Source organism: Micromonospora sp. NPDC047187 (genome assembly GCF_040643355.1).
GTDB lineage: Bacteria > Actinomycetota > Actinomycetes > Mycobacteriales > Micromonosporaceae > Micromonospora > Micromonospora salmantinae.
Map to the genome: position 1 here is coordinate 226,083 of NZ_JBEYUF010000008.1, position 21,061 is coordinate 247,143.

The following is a 21,061-nucleotide window of genomic DNA, read 5'->3' on the forward strand; positions in this document are numbered from 1 at the left end:
GACTGTCCGGTGTGCCACCGGCGATCCGATCAGGTCCTGTCGATGGGACGTGCGACGCTGACCACGGGCAGTTCGGCCGCCCCCGTCCGGCCGCCCGGCGCGGCGGGTCGGCCGAATGGTGGTAAGCCTCCGACCTGGGGATCCACCCTGGAACACCCGACCGGCGGAAAGTCAATCGCACACGACGGACAACCGGTCCGCCACCGGTGCGACGGAGCGGGAAATACTTCCGCCTTGTGTAACGGACTTGCCACGCGCGGGTGACGTTGGCCCTATCATCACTCGGGTCGGCTCACCCCATTTGCCGTGAGTCGACACCCCTCAGCCCGAGGAGGCCCCCGTGCCTGTGAGCGCATTGGACCAGCACCTCCAGGGGAATTGCCGCCCGTCGGCAACTCCCGTGACCGTCCTGCCCGACCGGTCAACCGGTCGGTCCGCCCCGACGAGACCTAGACCGGCCCGCCCGGCGACCGACGGGACGGGGGCAACACGGTGACCACCTTCGGTTACGCGGAACGCCCGGTCGGCCTGACCGGTCAACCCGCCCGCTCCCACGTGAACGAGCGGCCAGCGGCCCGTGCCCCATCGGACGAACAGCACGGCGGCGTCGTGCGGGGTGACGGCGCGGCGCAGCGGATCCGCAGCCGGCCACACCACAACGAGCCACCGCCGCGACCCGCGGTGCCAGGTGGCAACGCGAAGCCGGCCGGCGGCCGGGTCGCCGTACCGTCTCGACCCACAATGCCTGTGCAGGGTCGTCGGGTAGCCGACACACCGGCGGTCACCACCGACCCGGCGGCGGGTGAGACAGCGGTGATCCCGGCGGTGCCGGCCACCACCGCGACCACCCCGACCGGTTTCCCGAGCCGCCCGGACCCGTCCGACCCGGCAACCGAGGTCTGGACGCTGATCGAGCGGGCCCAGGCCGGCGAGTCCGAGGCGTTCGGTCTGATCTACGACCGCTACGTGGACACCGTCTTCCGGTTCGTCTACTTCCGGGTCGGCAACCGGCAACTCGCCGAGGATCTCACCTCGGACACCTTCCTGCGCGCGCTCAAGCGGATCGGCAGCTTCACCTGGCAGGGCCGCGACCTCGGCGCCTGGCTGGTGACCATCGCCCGCAACCTCGTCGCGGACCACTTCAAGTCGGGCCGGTACCGGCTCGAGGTCACCACCGGCGACGTCCTCGACGCCGACCGGGAGGACCGGGGCCCGGAGGGCAGCCCGGAGGCGGCGGTGGTGGAGCACATCACCAACGTCGCGCTCCTCACCGCCGTGAAGCAGCTCAACCCGGAGCAGCAGGAGTGCATAGTGCTCCGCTTCCTCCAGGGCTTCTCGGTCGCCGAGACGGCCCGCGCGATGGGCAAGAACGAGGGAGCCATCAAGGCCCTCCAGTACCGCGCCGTCCGCGCCCTGGCCCGGCTGCTGCCCGACGGCTTCCAGCCGTAGTTTGTTACGGCGGGACCGACGGGCGTCGATCAACGTCCGCGCAGCTCAGAGTCGGTCCCGCCCGGTGATGCCCATCACTTTCTGTAATTTCCGCTCCGCCAGGCCCGTAACCCGTGCCCCGTCCGCCGCGTTTCTCCGGGTGCGACCGGTGGATGTCCCGGCAGGCCCGGGTCACCGAGGTCCGACCGGCATGCCGGCGGCACCTCACCTCCGTGGTGTCACACTGCCGCCCGGTCGCTGGCAACGACGGCGGCCGACCGGCCGTGACCAGCGAGAGGAGGTGCCTGCGGTGGACAACACCCTCTTCTCCCGCCGGCGCGCGGAGCGCTTCGCGCAGCTTCTCGACGAGGCCAACGGCGCTCGACGACACCACGTGCGATCCCGGGTGGACGGCCAACTGGCGCCGCTCGTCGCAGTGGGTCAGCGGCTCAGCGTCGACCCCCCGGCTGTCGAGGTGGACCAGGACTTCCGTACCGGCCTGCGGGCGATGCTGCTCGCAACCGCCGAGCGGGAAGGGCTGGGCAGCACACCAGCGGCGGTCAGCGAACCGGCCGCCACGACCACCCGCGGGCGGCTACTGCCTGCCGTCACCGCACGGCGGGCCCGAGCCCGGGGCGCGATCCTGGTCGGCATCGCCGCCGGGGCCATCGCCGTCTCCGGGATCTCCGCCGCCAGCGAGAACGCGGTGCCCGGTGACGCGCTGTACGGCATGAAGCGCTCCACCGAACGGGCACAGCTCGCCCTGGCCAGCTCCGACATCAGCAGGGGCCAACTCTTCCTGGACTTCGCCCGGACCAGAGTCGGCGAAGCCGCCAAGCTGCGCGGCGACCGGATCGGCTACAGCGCGGTCCTCGACGACATGGACGCCGACAGCCGGCAGGGAGTCCGCCTGCTGACCTCGGCCGCTGTGCAGCGGGCCGAGCCAGGCAGCCTGGACACTCTCAACACCTTCGTGTCGAGCCAGCGCCGGGCCGTACGCGGTCTGCTCGACGGGAGCACCCGGGTCGACCGGGAACGGACCCAGCGGTCGCTGGTGTTGCTGGACGGCATCCGGGAACGCTCGGACGACCTGCGCGCGGCGATCGCCTGCGGCCTGCCGGCACCGACCGCCAGCGACGCCCTCGGGCCGAACCCGGGCACCTGCCCCGGGGCCCGCTGACCCGCGTCCCCATACCGCACGTCCGACCGGCCGCGCCACAGTTCGCTGTGTGCCCGGCCGGTCGCCCGTCTACGGCGGATACCCTCGCGGGGGAGCATCCGTCGTACCGGTGAGGAAGGGATTCGCGTGGCGCGTAGCCGTAAGGTGACGGTCAGCACCGACGCCGAGGGGCACACCGCAGCCTGGGCGGAGACCGACCTGGCCCCGGTGAGCGCACCCGACCCGACCGGCGCGGCGTTCTTCGACGTGGACAACACGATGATGCAGGGCGCGTCGATCTACTGGTTCGCCCGTGGTCTCGCCTCCCGAAACTACGTGACCACCGCCGACCTGGCCCGATTCGCCTGGCAGCAACTCCGCTTCCGGCTGCTGGCCCGGGAGCACGCCGGTGACATGTCAGTGGCCAAGGAGGCGGCGCTGGCCTTCGTCCAGGGCTGGCGGGTCAACGACGTCGAACACCTCGCCGAGGAGATCTTCGACGAGATGATGGCCCCCCGGATCTGGGCCGGCACCCACCAGCTCGCTCAGCGTCACCTGGACGCCGGTCAGCGGGTCTGGCTGGTCAGCGCCGCCCCCGTCGAGATCGGCCGGGTGATCGCCGCCCGGCTCGGCCTGACCGGTGCCATCGGCACTGTGGCCGAGGTGCTGGACGGGGCGTACACCGGGCGGTTGGTGGGTGACCTGATGCACGGGCCGGCCAAGGCCGAGGCGGTCACCCAGCTCGCCGCCGTGGAAGGGCTCGACCTGTCCCGCTGCGCGGCCTACAGCGACTCGGCGAACGACCTGCCGCTGCTCTGCGCGGTGGGCCGGGCAGTGGCCGTCAACCCGGACGGCGCCCTGCTGCGGCAGGCCCGCCAGCACGGCTGGGAGGTGCGGGACTTCCGCACCGGCCGCCGAGCGGTCAAGATCGCCGTACCGTCGACCGCGGCCGCCGGGCTGGTCGCGGGCGCGGTCACCGCCGGACTGGCCCTACAGCGCCGCCGCCGCACCGGCTGAGACGCCCGCCCAGGGCGGGTGCCAAAGCGTCAGGTCGGCTGAGGCCCCTAAGGGCCGAACGGGTCGGGCCGTCGCTCCAGCAGCGTGTGCAGGGTCTGCTGGATGGTCTCCCGCACCTGGTCGGCGAGGTTGAAGACCACCAGCGGGTCGTCCGCCGAGTCGGTCAGGTGTGCGGTGGGGATCGGCGGGCAGAACTCGATCAGCCACTTGCTGGGCAGCGGCACCATGCCCAGCGGGCCGAGCAGCGGGAACGTCGGCGTGACCGGGAAGTAGGGCAGCTTCAGCAGCCGCGCCAGGGGCTTGATGTCGGCGAGCATCGGGTAGATCTCCTCGCCGCCGACGATGGCGACGGGCACGATCGGGGTGCCGGTGCGCAGCGCCGCCGAGACGAACCCGCCCCGCCCGAAGCGTTGCAGTTTGTAACGGTCGGCGTAGAGCTTGCCGATGCCCTTGAAGCCCTCGGGGAACACACCGACCAGATCGCCGCCGCCGAGCAGCCGCTCGGCGTCCGGGTTACAGGCCACAGTGCCGCCGGTCTTGCGGGCCAACTCGGAGACCACCGGCATCCGGAAGACCAGGTCGGCGCCGAGCAGCCGCAGGTAGCGATGGGCGGGATGCTTGTCGTGCAGCGCCGCCGAGAGGATCAGGGCGTCCAGTGCCACCGTCCCGGAGTGGTTGCCGACCACCAGGGCGGGCCCGTCCACGGGGACGTGCTGCACCCCACTGACCTCGGTGCGGAACCAGTCCCGGTAGAGCAGCCGCAGCAGTGGGTGGAAGACCGCGTCGGTCAACTCCGCGTCGAAACCGAACTCGTCGACCTCGTAGTCACCGGAGAGCCGCCGGCGCAGGAACGCCAACCCGTTCGCGACCTTGCGGTCCCAGTGGTCCCCGGGCCGGTCCGACACCACCGGCTCGGTGCCGCCGGGCAACGCGGCGTCGACCTCGTCGGCCGGCGTCCGAGCCGGGGTCGGGGTCGGGGTCGGCGGTGCGCTGGAGACCGGCGGTGCGGTCGGGGTCGGCGCGGCCTGCGCGGCCGGTCGATGTCCGTTGCGCCGCGCCGGTTCCGCGTCCGACGCGGGCACCTGCTGCGGTACGTCGAAACGCCCGACCGACTGCGGGTCGCGCCCCTCCTCCGGCCCACTCATGATGCCGCCTCGGTTCGCGACTGCGGGGCTCGCAAGACCGGCTCGCTCCTCGCGCTCACGATGACCGCTCCCGGACCGCTGAGCGGACCTGCCGGATGCCGTCCAGGACGAGTTGCTCGGCGGCGGCCAGCTGATCCCGGGTGACCACCACCCCACCATGATGGGCGCGGATGAAGTCCTCGAACGCCTCGGCGGTCGACCGGGGCGTGAAGCCGTACTCCTGCTCGAGCCGGCTGGTGTCGACCACCCGGCCGTGCACGAAGAGGTCGACCTGGTCCAGGCCGTAGCGGCCGAAGCCCATGGTGCGGGCCAGCGCGGCGGCCCCGGAAAGACCCGGCTCCAGCACCGGGACGGCGACCCGTCCGGCGCGCCGGATCGCCTGGGACAGCGACAGCACCCCGGGGCCGGCGACGTTGTACGTGCCGGGATGGTCCTCCACGATCGACCGGTGCAGCACCTCCAACGCGTCGTCGAAGTGCAGGAACTGCAGGCGGGGATCACGGCCGAAGACGGTCGGCACGAACGGCTGCGAGAAGTAGCGGGTCAACGTGGTGTCGGCGGTCGAACCGATGAACGGGGCGAAACGCAGCACCGTGGCGGTGACGTCGGACCGGCGGCGGCGGAAGCCGCGCACGTACCCCTCGAGGTCGAGGATGTCGCGGCCGAAACCGCCGCGCGGCACCTCGCGGGGTTCGGTTTCCTCGGTGAAGACCGCCGGATCCCGGAACGACACCCCGTACGCGGCTGTCGACGAGCGGACCACGAGCTTGCGCAGTCGGGGTGCCCGCTGGCAGGCGGCGAGCATCTGCATGCTGCCGATGACGTTCTGGTCCTTCATCGCGGACCGGCCGCCGTGCTGCGGGTCGGGTGAGGTGACCAGCGCGAGGTGCACGACCGCGTCGACGTCCAGGTCGGCGAGGAGGCCACCGAGGGAACCGCTGTCGACGCGGATGCGTTCGACCCGGTCCAGCAGGTCGGTGAACTCGGTGCCGGAGTCCGGTGCGTCGACGCCGATGACCCGTTCGATGCGCGGGTCGGCGGCCAGTCGGGCCGCCACGTGGGCGCCCAGGTAACGGCCCACTCCGGTGACGACGACGACCCCCGGAGCACCTGAGGTGCCACCGGGGGTCATCTGACGCACCTACGCCGGCAGGATGGACCGAGCCGGGACGACCACGGCCTGATCACCTGAGCCTCCGGAGGTCGACAGTTTGGCAAGTGACGCCGAACGCCGGGCCGACAGCCCGGCGGCGATCACTTGCCGAGACGGCGACGCTGGACGCGGGTCTTGCGCAGCAGCTTGCGGTGCTTCTTCTTAGCCATGCGCTTACGGCGCTTCTTGACCACCGAGCCCATACGACAGCCTTTCGATACAACGTGCGGGGCGGACCGGATGACACCACGCAGGTGGCGACGGCGACCGCTTGCGGACAACGGACCGGACCAGTCTGGGCGGCGGGGCGCACCGGTGGGGTCTCGGTCGGGCTCCAGGGTAGCCGGAGGGCGTCAGCCGGACCAACGCGCCCCCGTCGCGACCGCCTCCGGTTCGCGACCGCGGGGCCCGCGAGCTCACTCCTTACGCCCACCGATGCCGGTCAGCCGGCGATCGGAGGGCGGGGCGGTGGCTCAGGCGGTCTCCTGAAAGGCACCCCGCAGATATTCGTGCACCGCATGCTCGGGCACCCGGAATGACCGGCCGACCCGGACGGCGGTGAGCTCACCGCTGTGCACCAGGCGATAGACAGTCATCTTTGACACCCGCATGACCGTCGCCACCTCCGCGACGGTCAGGAACTTGACCTCCGACAGCCGTCCGTCGGACTGTGACCCGGCCATGGCTCACCGACCCATCCCATGCCCGGCGCGTGCCAACCCGACGGATGCTCCGGGCCGGGCCGGCGACGCGCGTGTTACCAGTACGGTAGCGGGGCGGTTGTGACCGGCGCGATCCCTTCCTGCAACTGATCATGTTTCGGTGGCCGGTTCACCCGGTCCGCGCTCCCGGTATCCGCCCGCGCGCGCCGGTCGTCCGGTTGTTCCGGCGCTGCTCATTCGGTGCGCAGCGCGACCACCGGGTCGAGACGGCCGGCGCGCTGCGCGGGAACCACACCGAAGACGATGCCCACGACCGCCGACACCCCGAAGGCGAGCGCCAACGACCACCAGGTGATCGCCGCCGGAATTGGCGACAGCGCGTCGACCAGCAGGGCGGTTCCCACGCCCAGCGCCATCCCGGTGAGCCCGCCGATCGTGGTGAGCAGCACCGCCTCCAGCAGGAACTGCACGCCGATGTCGCGGGGACGTGCCCCGACGGCCTTGCGCAGCCCGATCTCCCGGGTCCGCTCCCGGACGCTGACCAACATGATGTTGGAGACGCCGACTCCGCCGACGAGCAGCGAAATGCCGGCGATGGCCGCCAGCACGCCGGTGAGGACACCGAGGATGTCGCCGAGCACGCCGAGGATCTGCTGCTGGGTGACGGCGCTGAACTCGGTGTCCGGGTGACGGCGGTTCAGCTCGGCGACGATCCGTTCGCCCAGCTCGTCGATCCGCTCCCGGTCCGGCGCCTTCACCGCGATGCCGTCGACCCGCTGGGTGCCCCAGAGTCGTTGCGCGGCGGTCACCGGCACGTGCACCTCGTCGTCCCGGTCGACGCCGAGGCTCTGCCCGAGGGGCGCGAAGACCCCGATCACCCGGAACCGCACCCCGGCCAGCGCCACCTGCTGGCCGAGCGGGTCCCGGTCGGGGAAGAGCGCACGGGCGACCGAGTCACCGAGCACCGCCACCCGTCGGCTGGTGTCCACGTCGGTGCCGGTGAGGTACCGTCCCCGCGCCAGCGAGCGGGTGAACACCGCCGGGGTCGTCTCCAGGACGCCCTGCACCGTGGTGAAGTCGGAACGGGCGCCGGCCCGCGCTGTCGCCCCGGAGGCGACGGTGACCGCCACCCGATCGGGATCGCCGACCACCCGGGTGACGGCGTCCACGTCCTTGAGGGTCAGCGGCGAGACGACCGGCGCGTTGCCCACCTCGATCCGGCCGGGGACGACCAGCAGCAGGTTGGAGCCGAGGCCCTCGACCTGTTGCTCGACCTTCTGTTTGGTGCCGGTGCCGATGGCCACCAGCAGCACCACCGAGGCCACCCCGATGATCACCCCGAGCATGGTCAGCGCGCTACGCAGCCGGTTGGCCCGCAGGGCGTCCAGCGCCACCCGCCATGCCTCGGCGACCCTCACGCCGTACCCCCGGGTCGGTCGGCTTGGCGCGCGCCCGCAGCGCCCTCGCGCGCAACGGCATCGCCCCCGGCGGCGTCGCGTGAGTGGGCCTCGGGCCGCTCGACCTCGCGCGGAAGGCGCCCGGTGGCTCCGGCGGCGCCACCGGAGCCACCGGACGGGTGCCCCGGACCGCTTCCGGACGCGGACCGGGGCTCCGCGCTGGGAGCGGGGACCAGTGTCGCAGGTCGACCGTGATCAACGGACGGCGGTCGATCATGAGCAGAGCGCGGGTCGGCGCTGTCCGCCACGACCACCCCGTCGCGCATGGTGATCCGGCGGTGGGCGCGGGCCGCCACCTCCTGGTCGTGGGTGACCATCACCAGCGCCACCCCGGACTCCGCGTTCAACTGCTCCAACAGCTCCAGCACCGCGGCGCCGGTGACGCTGTCCAGGTTGCCGGTGGGCTCGTCGGCCAGCAGCACCGTCGGCTCGGTGACCAGCGCGCGGGCGATCGCCACCCGCTGCTGCTCACCGCCGGACATCTGGTTGGGCCGGTGGTCGAGCCGGTGCCCGAGGCCGACCCGGCCCAGCATCGCCGCCGCCCGCTCCCGCCGCTGCCGGGCCGACACCCCCCGGTAGACCAGGGGCAACGCCACGTTCTCCACCGCCGAGGTACGCGGCAGCAGGTGAAACGCCTGGAAGACGAAGCCGATCGTCTCGTTGCGCAGGGTCGCCATCTCCGGCGGCGCCAGGGCGTTGACGTCCCGCCCGCCGATCACCAGGCGGCCACCGGTGGGCCGGTCCAGCCCGCCGAGGAGGTGCATGAGGGTGGACTTGCCCGAGCCGGACGGGCCGACCAGGGCCACGTAGTCCCCCGACTGCACGGTGAGCGACACCCCGCGCAGCGCCTCCACCGACACCCCGTCGAGCTGGTACGTCCGGGACACGTCCACCGCCTCGATGGCCGGGACACGCTCCCCTGCCGGCGGATCTGCGACGGCTGGTTCGGTCACCGGACTTCCTGGCCGTCGCGGACCTGGTCGGCGCCGCGCACCACGATCCGGTCGCCGGGCTGCACACCGTTGAGGATCTGCACGAGGTCGGACCCCTGGACGCCCACGGTCACCGACGCTCGGCCCGCCTTGCCGTCACGGACCACCCAGACCGCGTCGCGGCCGTCGGCGGAGAACACCGCCGACGCGGGGACGGTCACCGCGTCCACGGCCTCACGTACCCGCAGGTGCACGATCGCGTTCATTCCGGGGCGGGGCGTCGGGGCCGGCTCGTCCTCGGCCAGCTTCCCGGCGCCCAGCGCGAGGCGGACCCGGTAGGTGACCCCGCCCTGCGCGGAACTGGTGGGCAGCACGTCGACCGAGCGGACGGTGGCGTCGTAGCTGGCGCCGGTGACGGCGTCCAACTCGACGGTGGCCGGCACGCCGGCCTTGACCAGCAGCACGTCGGTCTCGTCCACCTCGGCGAGCAGCCCGAGCTGCCCGGTGTCCACCACGGTCAGCACCGGCGTGCCGGCGGTGACCAGCCCACCGACGACGACGGCGTCGTCCACCCCGGCGGGCGGCCCACCCTGAGTGGGGGCCAGCACGGACGGGTCGAGGCCCGCGCCACCGGCCTGCTCCAACAGCCCGGCCAGACCGGCATTCGCGCCACCGCCGGCCCGGGTGCCGCCGGGCTGCACCACCCCGGCGATCGGGGCGCGCAGGGTCAGCGCGTCGACTGTCGCCTTCGCCAGGTCGTACGCCTGCTGGGCCTGGAGCCGTTGCGCCGCGGAGAGCGCGCCGACGGCGGAACTCAACCCGTTGATCCCCCGCTGCACAGCGCGGACCGCCTGGTCGGCGCTGCGCGCGGCGGCCGCGTACTGGCGTTGCGCGGACGTCACCTGGGTGAGCAGCGCGTCGCGCAGTTGCGGGTCGGCGATCTTCTCGGCGGCCTTGCGGGCCGCGTCGAAGGCCTCGTCGGCGGCCTTGTCGGTGCCACGCCGGCTGCTGGTCAGGCTGCCCGCTCCCACGCCCCGGCCGGCACGCTTCGCGGCGGCCAGCGCCTCCTTGGCCTGACGGAGGCGCTGTTGCGCGCTCGGCGAGTCGACCACCGCCAGCACCTGACCGCGCCTGACCCGTTGTCCAGGTTGGACGCGCAGGCTGGACAGGGTGCCGTCGGCCGGAGCGGTGAGGGTGGCGGCGGCACGGGCGGTCACCGTGGCGGGTGCGTCGATCACCTCGGTGACCGGGTTGCGGGCGGCCGACGCCAGCGCGAGATCGGGGCCTTCGTCGCCGCAGGAGGCGGCGGTGGTGGCGGTGAGGACGACGACGGCGGTCAGGGCGATGAGCAGGCGGGGCCGCATGGTGCTGGCGGGCCGTGACGACTGGGAACGGCGCACCCATCGATGGTACGGCGCACCGCCGCAGCGCCTCCGAGCTGCGTCAGGCGGCGGTGGCGCGGACGTACGCCACGCACTCGTCGTGCAGCGTCGACCACTGCTCACCGAACGCCTTCTCGGAGGCCGCGTCGATGGTCCTGCCGTCGTGCACCACTGTCTTGAAGAAGGTGAGCAGCCGCAGCGGCCCGTACCTGTCGACGAGGTGCCGAACGGCCAGGTAACCGATGCCGTAGCTGGCGGCTACCCGTTCGGCGGACGCGTCGTCGGCGGGGTTGACGCCCTCCAACTTGCCGTCCCAGCCGCCCCGGACCATCTTGCGCACGTCGGCGATCCCCTCGTACCGGTCGACCGCCTGGCCGCCGGCACCGGCGAACTCGGCCAGGCCCTCGACCAACCACCAGGTGAGCTTGCCCGGGTAGCCGCGCTCGGGCAACGACGCCGCGTGGGTCAACTCGTGCCGCAGCAGGTCGTCGGTGCCGCTGTTGGAGAGCCCTTCGGCGTTGAGCACCACCTCGTGGTGGCCGCCGCCCACTGTGACCGCGTAACCGCCGGTCCATTCTGGGCGTTCCCCGCCGTACCAGCGCTGCCACTCGGTGCGCCCGGCGTAGAAGATCCGGTATCGGTCCGGCGGTGAGCCGGTCACCGCGTACCCGTCGGCGACCCTTGCCGCCGCCTCGGCCTGCGCGAGCAGGCCGGGCAGCTTGCCGCGCAGCGCCGGGGTGGTGGCGACGATGGTCCGGGTGCCGATGGCGACCGCCAGGTCGCTGATCTCCCAGGGTCGGGTGCCGGTCTGCACCGACTTGGATTCCTCCATGGCGACCATCCGGGGCTGGTCGCCGTTCTCCCGCCACCGGGTGCCGATCAGCACCGGGCTGGGCCGGCAGTTCGGCGTGACGAAGCAGTACTGGAAGCGCACCAGCAGCCGCCACTCGCCGGGCTTGCCGATGATCGGCACGGGCAGGCCACTCGGCTCGGCCCGCCAGCCGGTCACCTTGAGCTCGCGTAGCGCGGCGAAGCGTCGGCGCAGGTCGTCGTGGGCGGCGGGATCGGCGACGGCGAGGAAACCGGCGCGGTCCCCGCCCAGGAGCGCCGCCGACTGCCGGTGGAGCTGGGCGGTGATCCGGTCGGACAGCCCTCGGGCCACGGCGGTGGCCGGGTCGTCGGCCGTCGAGGCGCCGACCCGGCTGACGGTGGGGCGCGAGCCTGTCTCCCGGATCACTCCGACGACGAGCGCCGCCGGCAGGCCGCAGCCCAGCAGCAGGACGACCACCACGAGCACCGTCCACAGCGGCCAGAGCCGCCGTGGTGCTGGCTGCTGCACCTCGTCAGTCACCCGCCGAAGGGTACGACCACTACCTGGATGCGGCGAGGCCACCCCGGGCCGATCGGCCCGGCCGCTCGCGCACCTGGCTAGTTGTCATAGCTTTACAGCTAATTCGCTTAGCCAACGTTCCCGAGCCGGATACGCGAAACGGGCCGGCGGTGACCCCAGGGGTCGCCGCCGGCCCGTCGGCCGAACCGGAGGAACTACTTCTTGGAGATCAGGGCACGGCCGAAGAAGACCAGGTTGGCGGGGCGCTCGGCGAGCCGGCGCATCAGGTAGCCGTACCACTCGTCGCCGTACGGGACGTAGGTGCGCACCGTGTAGCCCTCGCCGACCAACCGGGCCTGCTCCTCGGGGCGGATGCCGTAGAGCATCTGGAACTCGAAACGCTCGGGACCCCTGTCGAACCACCGGGCCCGGTCCTCACCGATGGCGATCATCCGCGGGTCGTGGGTGGCCAGCATCGGGTAACCGTCGCCGGACATCAGGATGTTCATGCAGCGCACGTACGACTTGTCCACCTCACGGGCCGACTGGTACGCCACCGACTCCGGCTCCTTGTAGGCGCCCTTGCACAGCCGCACCCGCGACCCGGCCGAGGAGAGTTCCCGGCAGTCCGACTCGGTCCGCCGCAGGTACGCCTGGAGCACCGCGCCGGTCGACGGGAAGTCCTTGCGCAGCCGGCTCAGCACCTCCAACGTCGAGTCGGTGGTGGTGTGGTCCTCCATGTCCAGGGTGACAGTGGTGCCCGCCGCGTCGGCCGCCGCGCAGATCGCCCGCGCGTTGTCGTACGCCAACTGCTCGTCGAACATCTGGCCGAGGGCGGAGAGCTTCACGCTCACCTCGGCGGCCGGGGTGAGCCCCGCGTCGCCGAGCATCTTCAGCAGCTTCAGGTATTCGTCCCGGGTGGCGGTGGCCTGCTCGGGGCGGACGGTGTCCTCACCGAGGTGGTCGAGGGTGACCGCGAGGCCGTCGTCGACGAGCCCGCGGGTCGCGCGCAACGCGTCGTCGGTGGCGGCGCCGGCGACGAACCGGCGGACGACGTCCCGGGTGTACGGGGCAGTCGCGACGAGCCGCTCGACCTGGGATGACCGGGAGGCGGCGAGGATGACGGAACGGAGCATGAGCCGAGCGTAACGCCCCTGCCAGGGGCCCCGCCGAGGGGCGGCCGGGCCACCTCGACATGGGGGCGGGGCGGCGGCGGTGGCGTCGATCGGCTACAACGATGCCGTGGACCAACGCCCCCGCCGCCGACTCCGCTCGGCCTCCGTGCAGCTCGGCGCGCTCACCGCTCTCGCGCTCGCCCTTTCCGGCTGCAACATGACCTCGGACGACGACGATGACGACGACTGCGCCCTCGGGCCGGTCGGCGGCGGCGACACAGTCGCGCTGGCGATGCGGGTCACCGACCCGGCCGCCGGTCGCACCGCCCCGGAGCCGACCACCGCCGCCCTGCCCGAACGCGGCGGCTTCGGCACCCACCTCGCCGCCTGCGGCGGCTGACGTGCGCCGCGAGACGGTCGCGCCTCGCCCCGACTGGGACGCCACCATCCGGTCGCAGGGGCTGGTCTACGTCGACACCGAGCTGCCCGACGGCGGGGTCATGTCGTACTGGGACGAGACCGCCGCGTACGCGTTCGACCTGGACGAGGTGCTGCGGCTGGAGGAGGCCACCGAGGAGCTGCACCGGATGTCGGTGGCCGCCGCCGAGCACGTGGTGGCGCAGCGCCGGTACGCCGAGTTCGGCATCCCGCAGTGGGCGGCCGACGCGGTGGCCCGGTCGCTGCGGGAGGCGCCACCGACCCTGTACGGGCGCTTCGACCTCGCGTACGACGGCACCTGGCCCCCGAAGATGTTGGAGTACAACGCGGACACCCCCACCGCGCTTGTCGAGGCGAGCATCATCCAGTGGTACTGGCTGGAGCAGACCCGGCCGGAGCTGGACCAGTGGAACAGCCTGCACGAGCGGCTGGTCGGCGCCTGGGCCAAGATCGGGGCCGGGCTGCACGACCCCCGGGTGCACGTGCTCTGGTCGAACGAGGAGGAGTCCGGCGAGGACCACATGACCGCCGGCTACCTCGCCGAGACCGCCCGGCAGGCCGGCCTGAGCGTCGAGCTCCAACCCATCCAGGAGATCGGCTGGGACGGCCGGCGCTTCGTCGACGCCGACGACAACCCGGTGACCACCTGCTTCAAGCTCTACCCGTGGGAGTGGATGCTGGCCGAGCCGTACGGGCCGGCGGCCCTGGCCCCGGGCACCCCGACCACCTGGATCGAGCCGGCCTGGAAACTGCTGCTCTCCAACAAGGCGCTGCTCGCGGTCCTCTGGGAGCTGTACCCCGGCCACGAGTACCTGCTCCCGGCGTACCTCGACTCGCCGCGCGGCATGCCGGAGTACGTCGCCAAGCCACTACTCGGCCGCGAGGGCGGATCGGTACGCATCGTCACCGCCGACGAGGAGATCACCAACCCGGGGATCTACGGCGACGAGGGCTGGTGCTACCAGGAGTTCCGGGCGTTGCCGCAGTTCGCCGGCAACCGGATGGTGCTGGGCAGCTGGATCGTCGACGGCGAATCGGCCGGCGTGGGTGTGCGGGAGAGCGCGAGTCTGATCACCGACGGCTACGCGCGGTTCCTGCCGCACTACATCGACGCGCCGCGCACCCGCTGAGTCGTCTACCGTTGGGGCGTGAACTTCGACGCGTACGCCCGGACCGGCGTTGACCTGGTCAACGCCCGCCTGGACGACCTCGACGACCTGCGGGCCCTCTTCCCCGACGAGAACGCCTGGATGCGCGACGAGGTCGCGGACCGGGACGTGGCGATTTTCCGCCGGGCGCAGAAACGCTTACGCGACGTCTTCGAGTACGGCACCTCGGGGCGGGACGGCCAGGCGGTCACCGAGCTGAACGCGCTGCTCGAGGCGTTCCCGGTGCAGCCGCGCATCTCCGGGCACGACTCCAGCGACTGGCACATGCACGTGACCAGTCGAGGAGCCTCGGTCAGTGCCGAATACCTGGCCGGCGCGGTCTGGGGGCTGTCGGTCTGGCTCTGCGAGTACGGCAGCGCCCGGTTCGGGGTCTGCGCCGACGAGCGGTGCGGCAACGTCTACCTGGACACGTCGTCCAACTGCTGCCGGCGGTTCTGCTCGGAGCGCTGCGCCACCCGCTCGCACGTCGCCGCGCACCGGGCCCGTAAGCGGGCGGCGGTCGGCGAGCAGGTGACTGTCGCCCCGCAGCCGACGTCCGCCGCCGATTCCCTCTCACCGGTCAGCTGACACCGCCACCGCCCGGTCCCGGGCGGACGGGTCAGGCGTCGACCGGTGACGACGCGGTCAGGTGCTGGCGGGCGAACTCCAGCGCGGCGCGCAGGTCCGCCTCGCGCACCGCGCGGCTCTTCGCGCCCCGGGTGGCGACCTCCACCGCCACCGCACCGGTGAAACCCCGGCCGGCCAGCGAGGAGAGCAGTTCCCCGCAGGGCTGGGTGCCGCGCCCGGGCACCAGGTGCTCGTCGCGGCCCTCGCCGGTGCCGTCGCCGAGGTGCACGTGCGCCAGCCCGGCGCCCATCCGGTCGGCCATCTCCAGGGGGTCGCTGTGCGAGGCCGCGCAGTGCGACAGATCCAGGGTGTACGACGGGTAGCCGGCGTCGGTCGGGTCCCAACCGGGCACGTACGGGACGAACTGCCGGCCCGCCATCCGCACCGGGTACATGTTCTCCACAGCGAAGCGCAGCCCCGTGAACCGGTCCGCGACGGTGGCCAGACCCTCGGCGAAGTTGCGCGCGTAGTCCCGCTGCCAGGTGAACGGTGGGTGCACCACAACGGTCGGCGCGCCCAGCGTCTCGGCCAGCTCGGCGGCCTTGCGCAGGCGCTCCCACGGGTCCGGGCTCCACACCCGCTGGGTGACCAGCAGGCAGGGCGCGTGCACCGATAGCACCGGCACGTCGTAGTGCGTGGAGAGGCCGCGCAGCGCGCCCGCGTCCTGGCTGACGACGTCGGTCCAGACCATCACCTCGACGCCGTCGTAGCCGAGCGCCGCGGCCAGTTGGAACGCCGCCGCGGTCGGCTCGGGAAAGACCGACGAGCTGGAAAGGAGCACGGGAACGCGGGAAGTCACATCAGCCAGCGTAGCCCGGCAGCGCCGGGGGCATCGTGACGAGCGCCGGCAAACCTACCGAAAACGGCCGCCGGATCAGATCGGCTCCAGTTGATCGAGCCGGCGGAGGATGACACCCTCCCGCAGCGCCCACGGGCAGATGTCCAGGGAGTCCAGGTCCAGGCGGCGCATCACCGCCTCGGCGACGACGGCACCGGCCAGCAACTGGTGGGCCCGACCCGCGCTGACCCCCTCCAGCTCCATCAACTGCGCCGGTGGGATGTGCCGAATGAAACCGATGACCTGCCGCAGGCCGGCCCGGGTCAGGCTGCGTCGCACCCACAGCCCGGAACCGGACGGGGCCGCCCCGGCCAGTCGGGCCAGGGTGCGGAACGTCTTCGAGGTGGCCACCGCCCGACCCCAGCCCACCTCGGTCATCTGGTCGACGACCTTGTCCAGCCGGCCGTCCACGTACTCCCGGAGCTTGTCGACGGCCTCCGCCGACGGCGGGGCCGCACTGGCCGGATCGACCCGCAGCCGCTCGCGGGTCAGCCGACCGGCCCCGAGCGGCAGGGAGACCGCGACGTCCGGGTCCTCGTCGATGCCGGCGGCGATCTCCAACGAGCCGCCACCGATGTCCAGCACCAGCAGCCGGCCCGCCGACCAGCCGAACCACCGCCGTACCGCCAGGAACGTCATCCGCGCCTCGTCCGCCCCGGAGAGCACCGCCAGGCGTACGCCGGTCTCGTCCCGGACCCGGGCCAGCACCTCGGCCGCGTTGGTGGCGTCGCGCACCGCGGACGTGGCGAAAGCGATCAGGTCGTCGGCCGCCAACCCGGTGGCCGCCGCCTTGGCCATGCCCACCGCCTTGACCAGGCCGTCCGCGCCCGCCTCGGTCAGCGCGCCGTCGGGGCCGATCTGCTCGGCCAGCCGGAGCACCACCTTCTCGGAGTGCGCCGGCCACGGGTGCGCGCCGTGGTGCGCGTCCACCACGAGGAGATGCACCGTGTTGGATCCGACGTCGAGGACACCCAGTCGCATGGTGAAGACAGTAGGCGCAACACGTTTGCGCGGCTCACCGGCCTGCGGACGTCACCGCGCGTACGCTGGGCCGAGTGACGATGGAGCTCCGTGTGCTGGTGGACGACCCGGGTGACCCGCGCAGTCGCGAGGTGCCCCTGGACTTCCCTCGGGAGTGGATCGAGTTCACCGACCCGGCCGACGAGACGCACCTGATCCGGGCCGACCTGACCTGGTTGCTCTCCCGCTGGACCTGCATCTTCGGCAAGGGCTGCCACGGCATCATCGCCGGCCGGGCCGCCGACGGTTGCTGCTCGCACGGGGCGTTCTTCACCGACTCGGACGACGAGAAGCGGGTTCGCAACGCCGTCCGGCGACTCGCCCCGTCGACCTGGCAGCATTTCCGGCGCGGGTTCAAGAACTGGACCGACGAGGACACCATCGACGGCAAGAACCCGGCCCGCCGCACCGCCACCCAGGGCCCCGACGGTCCGTGCGTGTTCCTCAACGACGCCGACTTCGCCGGCGGTGGCGGTTGCGCCCTGCACGCCCAAGCGCTGCGCGACGGGGTGCACCCGTTGGAATACAAGCCGGACGTCTGTTGGCAGCTGCCGATCCGCCGCGATCAGGACTGGGTGAAACGACCGGACAACAGCAAGGTGCTGGTCTCCACCCTGTCCGAGTTCGACCGGCGGGGCTGGGGAGCCGGCGGGCACGACCTGGACTGGTGGTGCACCTCCTCGACGGACGCGCACGTCGGCACCGAGCCGATGTACCTGTCGTACGGGCCGGAGCTGACCGCCCTGATCGGCGCTCCCGCGTACGAGCGGCTGGCCGAGCTGTGCGCGACCAGAACGAAGCAGGGCATGATCGCCCCGCACCCCGCCGACGAGGTCTAGCCGTCTCGGTGACAATCCAGTGACTGCGACACTTCCACCTGACAACGACCCGGCACAGCGAGACGCCGCAGACTTCGCCGGTCTCGCAGACGAGATCATCGGACGCCACGCCACACTGCTCGCTCGTCTACGGAGCGACGCCACAACGGCCGAGGGCAAGGAGCCGGCGTCGGGCGGGACGCCTTTGGAGCTGACTCGTTTACGGCATCGGCTCTACGGACGTCAGCTTTACGGACGTCAGCTCTACGACGTCGGCGGATGACTCGTCTGTGACATCAGCTCCAAAGGGTCGCATCAACTGACTCGCCCAAGCCGCGCAGGTGGCTCAGCTCCCGTAGCTGGCCCGCCGCTCAAGGGCGGACAGGCCGAAGGGGGCCCGCGTCGAGCGCAGACCCCCTTCGGGTACGCCGATCACGGCTCGAACTTGTAGCCCAGACCCCGCACGGTCACGATGAAGCGCGGCGCGGACGGCTCCGGCTCGATCTTGGAGCGCAGCCGCTTGACGTGCACGTCCAGCGTCTTGGTGTCACCGACGTAGTCGGCGCCCCAGACCCGGTCGATGAGCTGACCGCGGGTGAGCACCCGGCCCGCGTTGCGCAGCAGCAGCTCCAGCAGTTCGAATTCCTTCAGCGGCAGCTGTACGGCCCCGCCGTCGACGGTCACCACGTGCCGCTCGATGTCCATCCGCACCGGCCCGGCGGCCAGCGTCGGCGCGCCCGCCTCGGCCACCTCCGGGCTCTGCCGGCGCAGCACCGCCCGGATCCGGGCGACCAGTTCCCGCGGCGAGTACGGCTTCGTGACGTAGTCGTCGGCGCCGATCTCCAGCCCGACCACCTTGTCGATCTCGCTGTCCCGGGCGGTGACCATGATGATCGGTACGGCGGAGCGCTGCCGCAACTGCCGGCAGACCTCGGTCCCCGACATCTCGGGCAACATCAGGTCGAGCAGCACGATGTCGGCGCCGGTCCGGTCGAACTCGGTGAGGGCGTCGGTGCCGGTCGCGGCGACCGAAACCTCAAAGCCCTCCTTACGGAGCATGTACGACAAGGCGTCGGAGAACGACTCCTCGTCCTCGACCACGAGAACGCGGCTCAACGGGGATTTCCTTTCCATTTGCTGTCAGACCTGCCGTAGCCCTGTCGGACCGGACTCGATCCCAACCGGCGGCAGTGTCGCCAGGAGGTCGTCCGGTGGACTGGCGGGCAGCCGGAGGGTGAACGTCGATCCACCACCAAGAGTGCTCGACACCTCGACCCGTCCGCCATGGTTGCTCGCAATGTGTTTCACGATCGCCAGGCCGAGCCCGGTGCCGCCGGTGGCACGCGAGCGGGCCTGGTCGGCCCGGTAGAACCGCTCGAAGATCCGGTCGACGTCGGTGGGGGCGATACCGATGCCCTGGTCGGAGACGGCGACCTCGACGTGCTCGTCGTCGCCGCGGAGGGTCACCCGCACCGTGGTGTCCTCGCCCGAGTAGTTGATGGCGTTCTCCACCAGGTTCGCCACCGCGGTGGCGAGTTGGGAGTCGCTGCCGTACGCGGTGAGGCCACGCGCCCCGTCCACTGTCACGGCGACTCCCCGGGCGGAGGCCGTGGTGCGGGTCCGGTCGACCACCTCGGCGATCACCCAGTCCAGCGCGACCGGCTCCGGTGGCGGCTGCGGCTCAGCCCCCTGCAACCGGGTCAACTCCAGCAACTCCTGCACCAGCCGACCCAGCCGGGTCGACTCGTGCTGGATCCGCTCGGCGAACCGGCGGGCGGCCACCAGGTCCTCGGAGAGGTCGGGTGCCGCGGCGTCGGCCGGCTCGGTAGCGTCCAGCAACGCCTCGGCGAGCAGTTGCAGGGCCCCGATCGGTGTCTTCAGCTCGTGGCTCACGTTGGCCACGAAGTCGCGTCGTACCCGGGTCAGCCGGTGCGACTCGGTCACGTCGACCGCCTCGACCGCTATGAAGCCGTTGCCGAGACCCATCGCCCGCAGGTGCACGCCGAGCGGGTTCTCCCCCGCACTGTCGCGGCCTCGGGGCAGGTCCAGCTCGATCTCGCGTCGCACGCCGGTGCGCCGCACCTGGCCGGCAAGGGTACGGATCAGCGGGTGCGCGGCGATTGAGCCGGGGGTGCTGCCGGTACGCAGCAGCCCCATCGCGCGGGCGGCCGGGTTGATCAGCACGGGGACGTCGTCGTTGTCCAGGACCACGACACCGGCCCGGAGTGAGTCGATCGTCCGGCGGCCGAGCCCGGCCTGCTGCTCGTCGGCTATCGCGGGCCTCCCCCTGCTCCAGCGGAAGCTGACGCTCCCCGTCGACGTGGAGTGACCGTCCCGCCTCGGCAGGAACCGGGGCAGCAGCAGACCGGCGGCCATCCCGGCCACCAACGCCAGGGCCACCACGACCGCCACCGCCCACTCCACCCGGCGATCGTAGGGTCATTGTTAACCTGGCTACCACACAGAACGGGACGAACTACCCTCACTTACGGAAGTGTTCACCCCCACGTCTGGCGTCGTTCACCGTGGTTCATCCGGGATCCGTCCGCGCGCCCCTACCGTTGGCGTCGCACCTGCTCAACCCCCTGCGCCGGCACCCGTCGGCGGCGACCGACCACAGGACGTGATGATGCGCGACGAGTTCCGGGCCGACCTCCAGATCGTCAGCCAACTGCTGGTGGACATGGCGGAGGGCGTCCGCGCCGCCATGCGCCAGGCCACCCGGGCCCTGCTCACCGCCGACCGGCAGGCCGCCGAGACGGTCATCGAGCGGGACGCCGAGATCGACGACCTCTACCGGCACGTCGAGGAGCGGGTCTGCGACCTGCTCGCCCGACAGGCGCCGGTCGCCTCCGACCTCCGGGCGATGATCACCGCGCTGCACGTGGCCGCTGATCTGGAGCGGATGGGCGACCTCGCCGAGCACGTGGCGAAGACCGCGCTGCGCCGGCATCCCTCCCCCGCCGTACCGGCCGAGCTGCGGACGGTCTTCACCGAGATGTCCGAGATCGCCGACCGGATGGCCGTGAAGATCGGTTCGGTGCTGGCGAAGCCCGACGCCGACCTCGCCGGCGAACTGGACCGCGACGACGACGCAATGGACGAGCTGCACAAGAACCTGTTCGCCGTGCTGCTCGGCGACGACTGGCCGTACGGGGTGGAGACGGCGATCGACGCCACCCTGCTGGGCCGCTTCTACGAGCGCTTCGCCGACCACGCGGTCAACGCCGGCGAGCACGTGATCTACCTGATCACCGGGGAGAGCACGCCCAGCAGTAACTGACCGACACGCGAAGGGGCCCCTCGCCATCGCGGGAAGCGATGGCGGGGGGGCCCGATGAGGGGGGGGCGCGGCCCCGGGGTGGCCCCCCCCCGGCGGCGGGCCAAGCAGC

20 protein-coding genes and 1 pseudogene are annotated in these 21,061 nt (G+C 72.1%); 8 read left to right on the forward strand and 13 right to left on the reverse strand.

Going from position 1 to position 21,061, the window contains the following annotated elements; all coding sequences use genetic code 11:
• The first annotated feature begins 492 nt into the window (after positions 1-492).
• The 3 genes from ABZ794_RS16580 to ABZ794_RS16590 all read left to right on the forward strand — a co-directional run bounded on the left by ABZ794_RS16580 (position 493) and on the right by ABZ794_RS16590 (position 3,604).
• Complete coding sequence (locus tag ABZ794_RS16580) at positions 493-1,449, forward strand: ECF subfamily RNA polymerase sigma factor, BldN family (RefSeq protein WP_210782539.1); 957 nt, start codon at positions 493-495, stop codon at positions 1,447-1,449.
• 289 nt (positions 1,450-1,738) lie between these two features.
• Positions 1,739-2,608 carry a DUF5667 domain-containing protein gene (locus ABZ794_RS16585; RefSeq protein ID WP_357516127.1) on the forward strand — a complete coding sequence of 290 codons (870 nt, stop codon included), beginning with the start codon at positions 1,739-1,741 and terminating at the stop codon, positions 2,606-2,608.
• Positions 2,609-2,734: 126 nt separating this feature from the next.
• Positions 2,735-3,604 carry an HAD-IB family hydrolase gene (locus ABZ794_RS16590; protein ID WP_238689068.1) on the forward strand — a complete coding sequence of 290 codons (870 nt, stop codon included), beginning with the start codon at positions 2,735-2,737 and terminating at the stop codon, positions 3,602-3,604.
• 47 nt (positions 3,605-3,651) lie between these two features.
• On the opposite strand, the gene ABZ794_RS16595 is transcribed toward ABZ794_RS16590, so the two are convergent.
• The 9 genes and pseudogenes from ABZ794_RS16595 to ABZ794_RS16635 form a co-directional block, all read right to left on the reverse strand.
• Positions 3,652-4,512 carry a lysophospholipid acyltransferase family protein gene (locus ABZ794_RS16595; RefSeq protein ID WP_210782575.1) on the reverse strand — a complete coding sequence of 287 codons (861 nt, stop codon included), beginning with the start codon at positions 4,510-4,512 and terminating at the stop codon, positions 3,652-3,654.
• A gap of 292 nt (positions 4,513-4,804) precedes the next feature.
• Complete coding sequence (locus tag ABZ794_RS16600; RefSeq protein WP_210782533.1) at positions 4,805-5,881, reverse strand: NAD-dependent epimerase/dehydratase family protein; 1,077 nt, start codon at positions 5,879-5,881, stop codon at positions 4,805-4,807.
• A 122-nt stretch (positions 5,882-6,003) separates the two neighbouring features.
• On the reverse strand, positions 6,004-6,105 hold the full coding sequence (locus tag ABZ794_RS16605) for an AURKAIP1/COX24 domain-containing protein (protein ID WP_007465623.1): 102 nt from the start codon (positions 6,103-6,105) through the stop codon (positions 6,004-6,006).
• 270 nt (positions 6,106-6,375) lie between these two features.
• Positions 6,376-6,585: a helix-turn-helix domain-containing protein gene (locus ABZ794_RS16610; protein WP_007465625.1), complete on the reverse strand. Its 210-nt coding sequence runs from the start codon at positions 6,583-6,585 to the stop codon at positions 6,376-6,378.
• A 212-nt stretch (positions 6,586-6,797) separates the two neighbouring features.
• Positions 6,798-7,982 carry an ABC transporter permease gene (locus tag ABZ794_RS16615; RefSeq protein WP_091402733.1) on the reverse strand — a complete coding sequence of 395 codons (1,185 nt, stop codon included), beginning with the start codon at positions 7,980-7,982 and terminating at the stop codon, positions 6,798-6,800.
• A gap of 116 nt (positions 7,983-8,098) precedes the next feature.
• Positions 8,099-8,974, reverse strand: a pseudogene (locus ABZ794_RS16620) (ABC transporter ATP-binding protein); the annotation flags it as partial.
• Entirely contained in the window at positions 8,971-10,317 is a 1,347-nt protein-coding gene (locus tag ABZ794_RS16625; RefSeq protein WP_210782573.1) for an efflux RND transporter periplasmic adaptor subunit, read from the reverse strand. The gene ABZ794_RS16625 and the pseudogene ABZ794_RS16620, both read right to left, overlap by 4 nt.
• A 79-nt stretch (positions 10,318-10,396) precedes the next feature.
• The gene (locus tag ABZ794_RS16630) at positions 10,397-11,686 is read right to left on the reverse strand and encodes a hypothetical protein (RefSeq protein ID WP_357516130.1); all 1,290 of its coding nucleotides are present in this window, start codon (positions 11,684-11,686) and stop codon (positions 10,397-10,399) included.
• Positions 11,687-11,880: 194 nt separating this feature from the next.
• Positions 11,881-12,801 carry a proline dehydrogenase family protein gene (locus ABZ794_RS16635; RefSeq protein ID WP_210782531.1) on the reverse strand — a complete coding sequence of 307 codons (921 nt, stop codon included), beginning with the start codon at positions 12,799-12,801 and terminating at the stop codon, positions 11,881-11,883.
• A gap of 106 nt (positions 12,802-12,907) precedes the next feature.
• Here ABZ794_RS16635 and ABZ794_RS16640 point away from each other — a divergent pair, with 106 nt between their 5' ends.
• From ABZ794_RS16640 to ABZ794_RS16650, 3 genes are read left to right on the forward strand one after another with little or no spacing between them, the layout of a single operon-like run.
• A complete protein-coding gene (locus ABZ794_RS16640) occupies positions 12,908-13,180 on the forward strand; it encodes a hypothetical protein (RefSeq protein WP_225855034.1) in 273 nt (90 codons plus the stop codon).
• A 1-nt stretch (position 13,181) separates the two neighbouring features.
• Complete coding sequence (locus ABZ794_RS16645; protein WP_210782526.1) at positions 13,182-14,348, forward strand: glutathionylspermidine synthase family protein; 1,167 nt, start codon at positions 13,182-13,184, stop codon at positions 14,346-14,348.
• 18 nt (positions 14,349-14,366) lie between these two features.
• On the forward strand, positions 14,367-14,954 hold the full coding sequence (locus ABZ794_RS16650; protein WP_210782524.1) for a CGNR zinc finger domain-containing protein: 588 nt from the start codon (positions 14,367-14,369) through the stop codon (positions 14,952-14,954).
• 31 nt (positions 14,955-14,985) lie between these two features.
• On the opposite strand, the gene ABZ794_RS16655 is transcribed toward ABZ794_RS16650, so the two are convergent.
• Together ABZ794_RS16655 and ABZ794_RS16660 are read right to left on the reverse strand one after the other, a co-directional pair.
• Complete coding sequence (locus ABZ794_RS16655; RefSeq protein ID WP_091402756.1) at positions 14,986-15,792, reverse strand: sugar phosphate isomerase/epimerase; 807 nt, start codon at positions 15,790-15,792, stop codon at positions 14,986-14,988.
• Positions 15,793-15,867: 75 nt separating this feature from the next.
• The gene (locus ABZ794_RS16660) at positions 15,868-16,812 is read right to left on the reverse strand and encodes a Ppx/GppA phosphatase family protein (RefSeq protein WP_112584229.1); all 945 of its coding nucleotides are present in this window, start codon (positions 16,810-16,812) and stop codon (positions 15,868-15,870) included.
• A gap of 80 nt (positions 16,813-16,892) precedes the next feature.
• Between ABZ794_RS16660 and ABZ794_RS16665 the strand changes: the two genes are divergently transcribed.
• On the forward strand, positions 16,893-17,690 hold the full coding sequence (locus tag ABZ794_RS16665; protein ID WP_210782571.1) for a hypothetical protein: 798 nt from the start codon (positions 16,893-16,895) through the stop codon (positions 17,688-17,690).
• A gap of 411 nt (positions 17,691-18,101) precedes the next feature.
• Here the strand turns inward: ABZ794_RS16665 and ABZ794_RS16670 are convergent, their stop codons facing one another.
• Positions 18,102-18,785 (reverse strand): response regulator transcription factor, encoded by a 684-nt coding sequence (locus ABZ794_RS16670; RefSeq protein WP_030329696.1) that lies wholly within the window; start codon positions 18,783-18,785, stop codon positions 18,102-18,104.
• A 24-nt stretch (positions 18,786-18,809) separates the two neighbouring features.
• Positions 18,810-20,093, reverse strand: coding sequence for an ATP-binding protein (locus ABZ794_RS16675; RefSeq protein WP_238689066.1), 1,284 nt, complete (start codon positions 20,091-20,093; stop codon positions 18,810-18,812).
• 205 nt (positions 20,094-20,298) lie between these two features.
• On the opposite strand from ABZ794_RS16675, the gene phoU reads away from it, so the two are divergent.
• Positions 20,299-20,952 carry a phosphate signaling complex protein PhoU gene (gene phoU, locus ABZ794_RS16680; RefSeq protein WP_151496297.1) on the forward strand — a complete coding sequence of 218 codons (654 nt, stop codon included), beginning with the start codon at positions 20,299-20,301 and terminating at the stop codon, positions 20,950-20,952.
• Positions 20,953-21,061 lie beyond the last annotated feature (109 nt).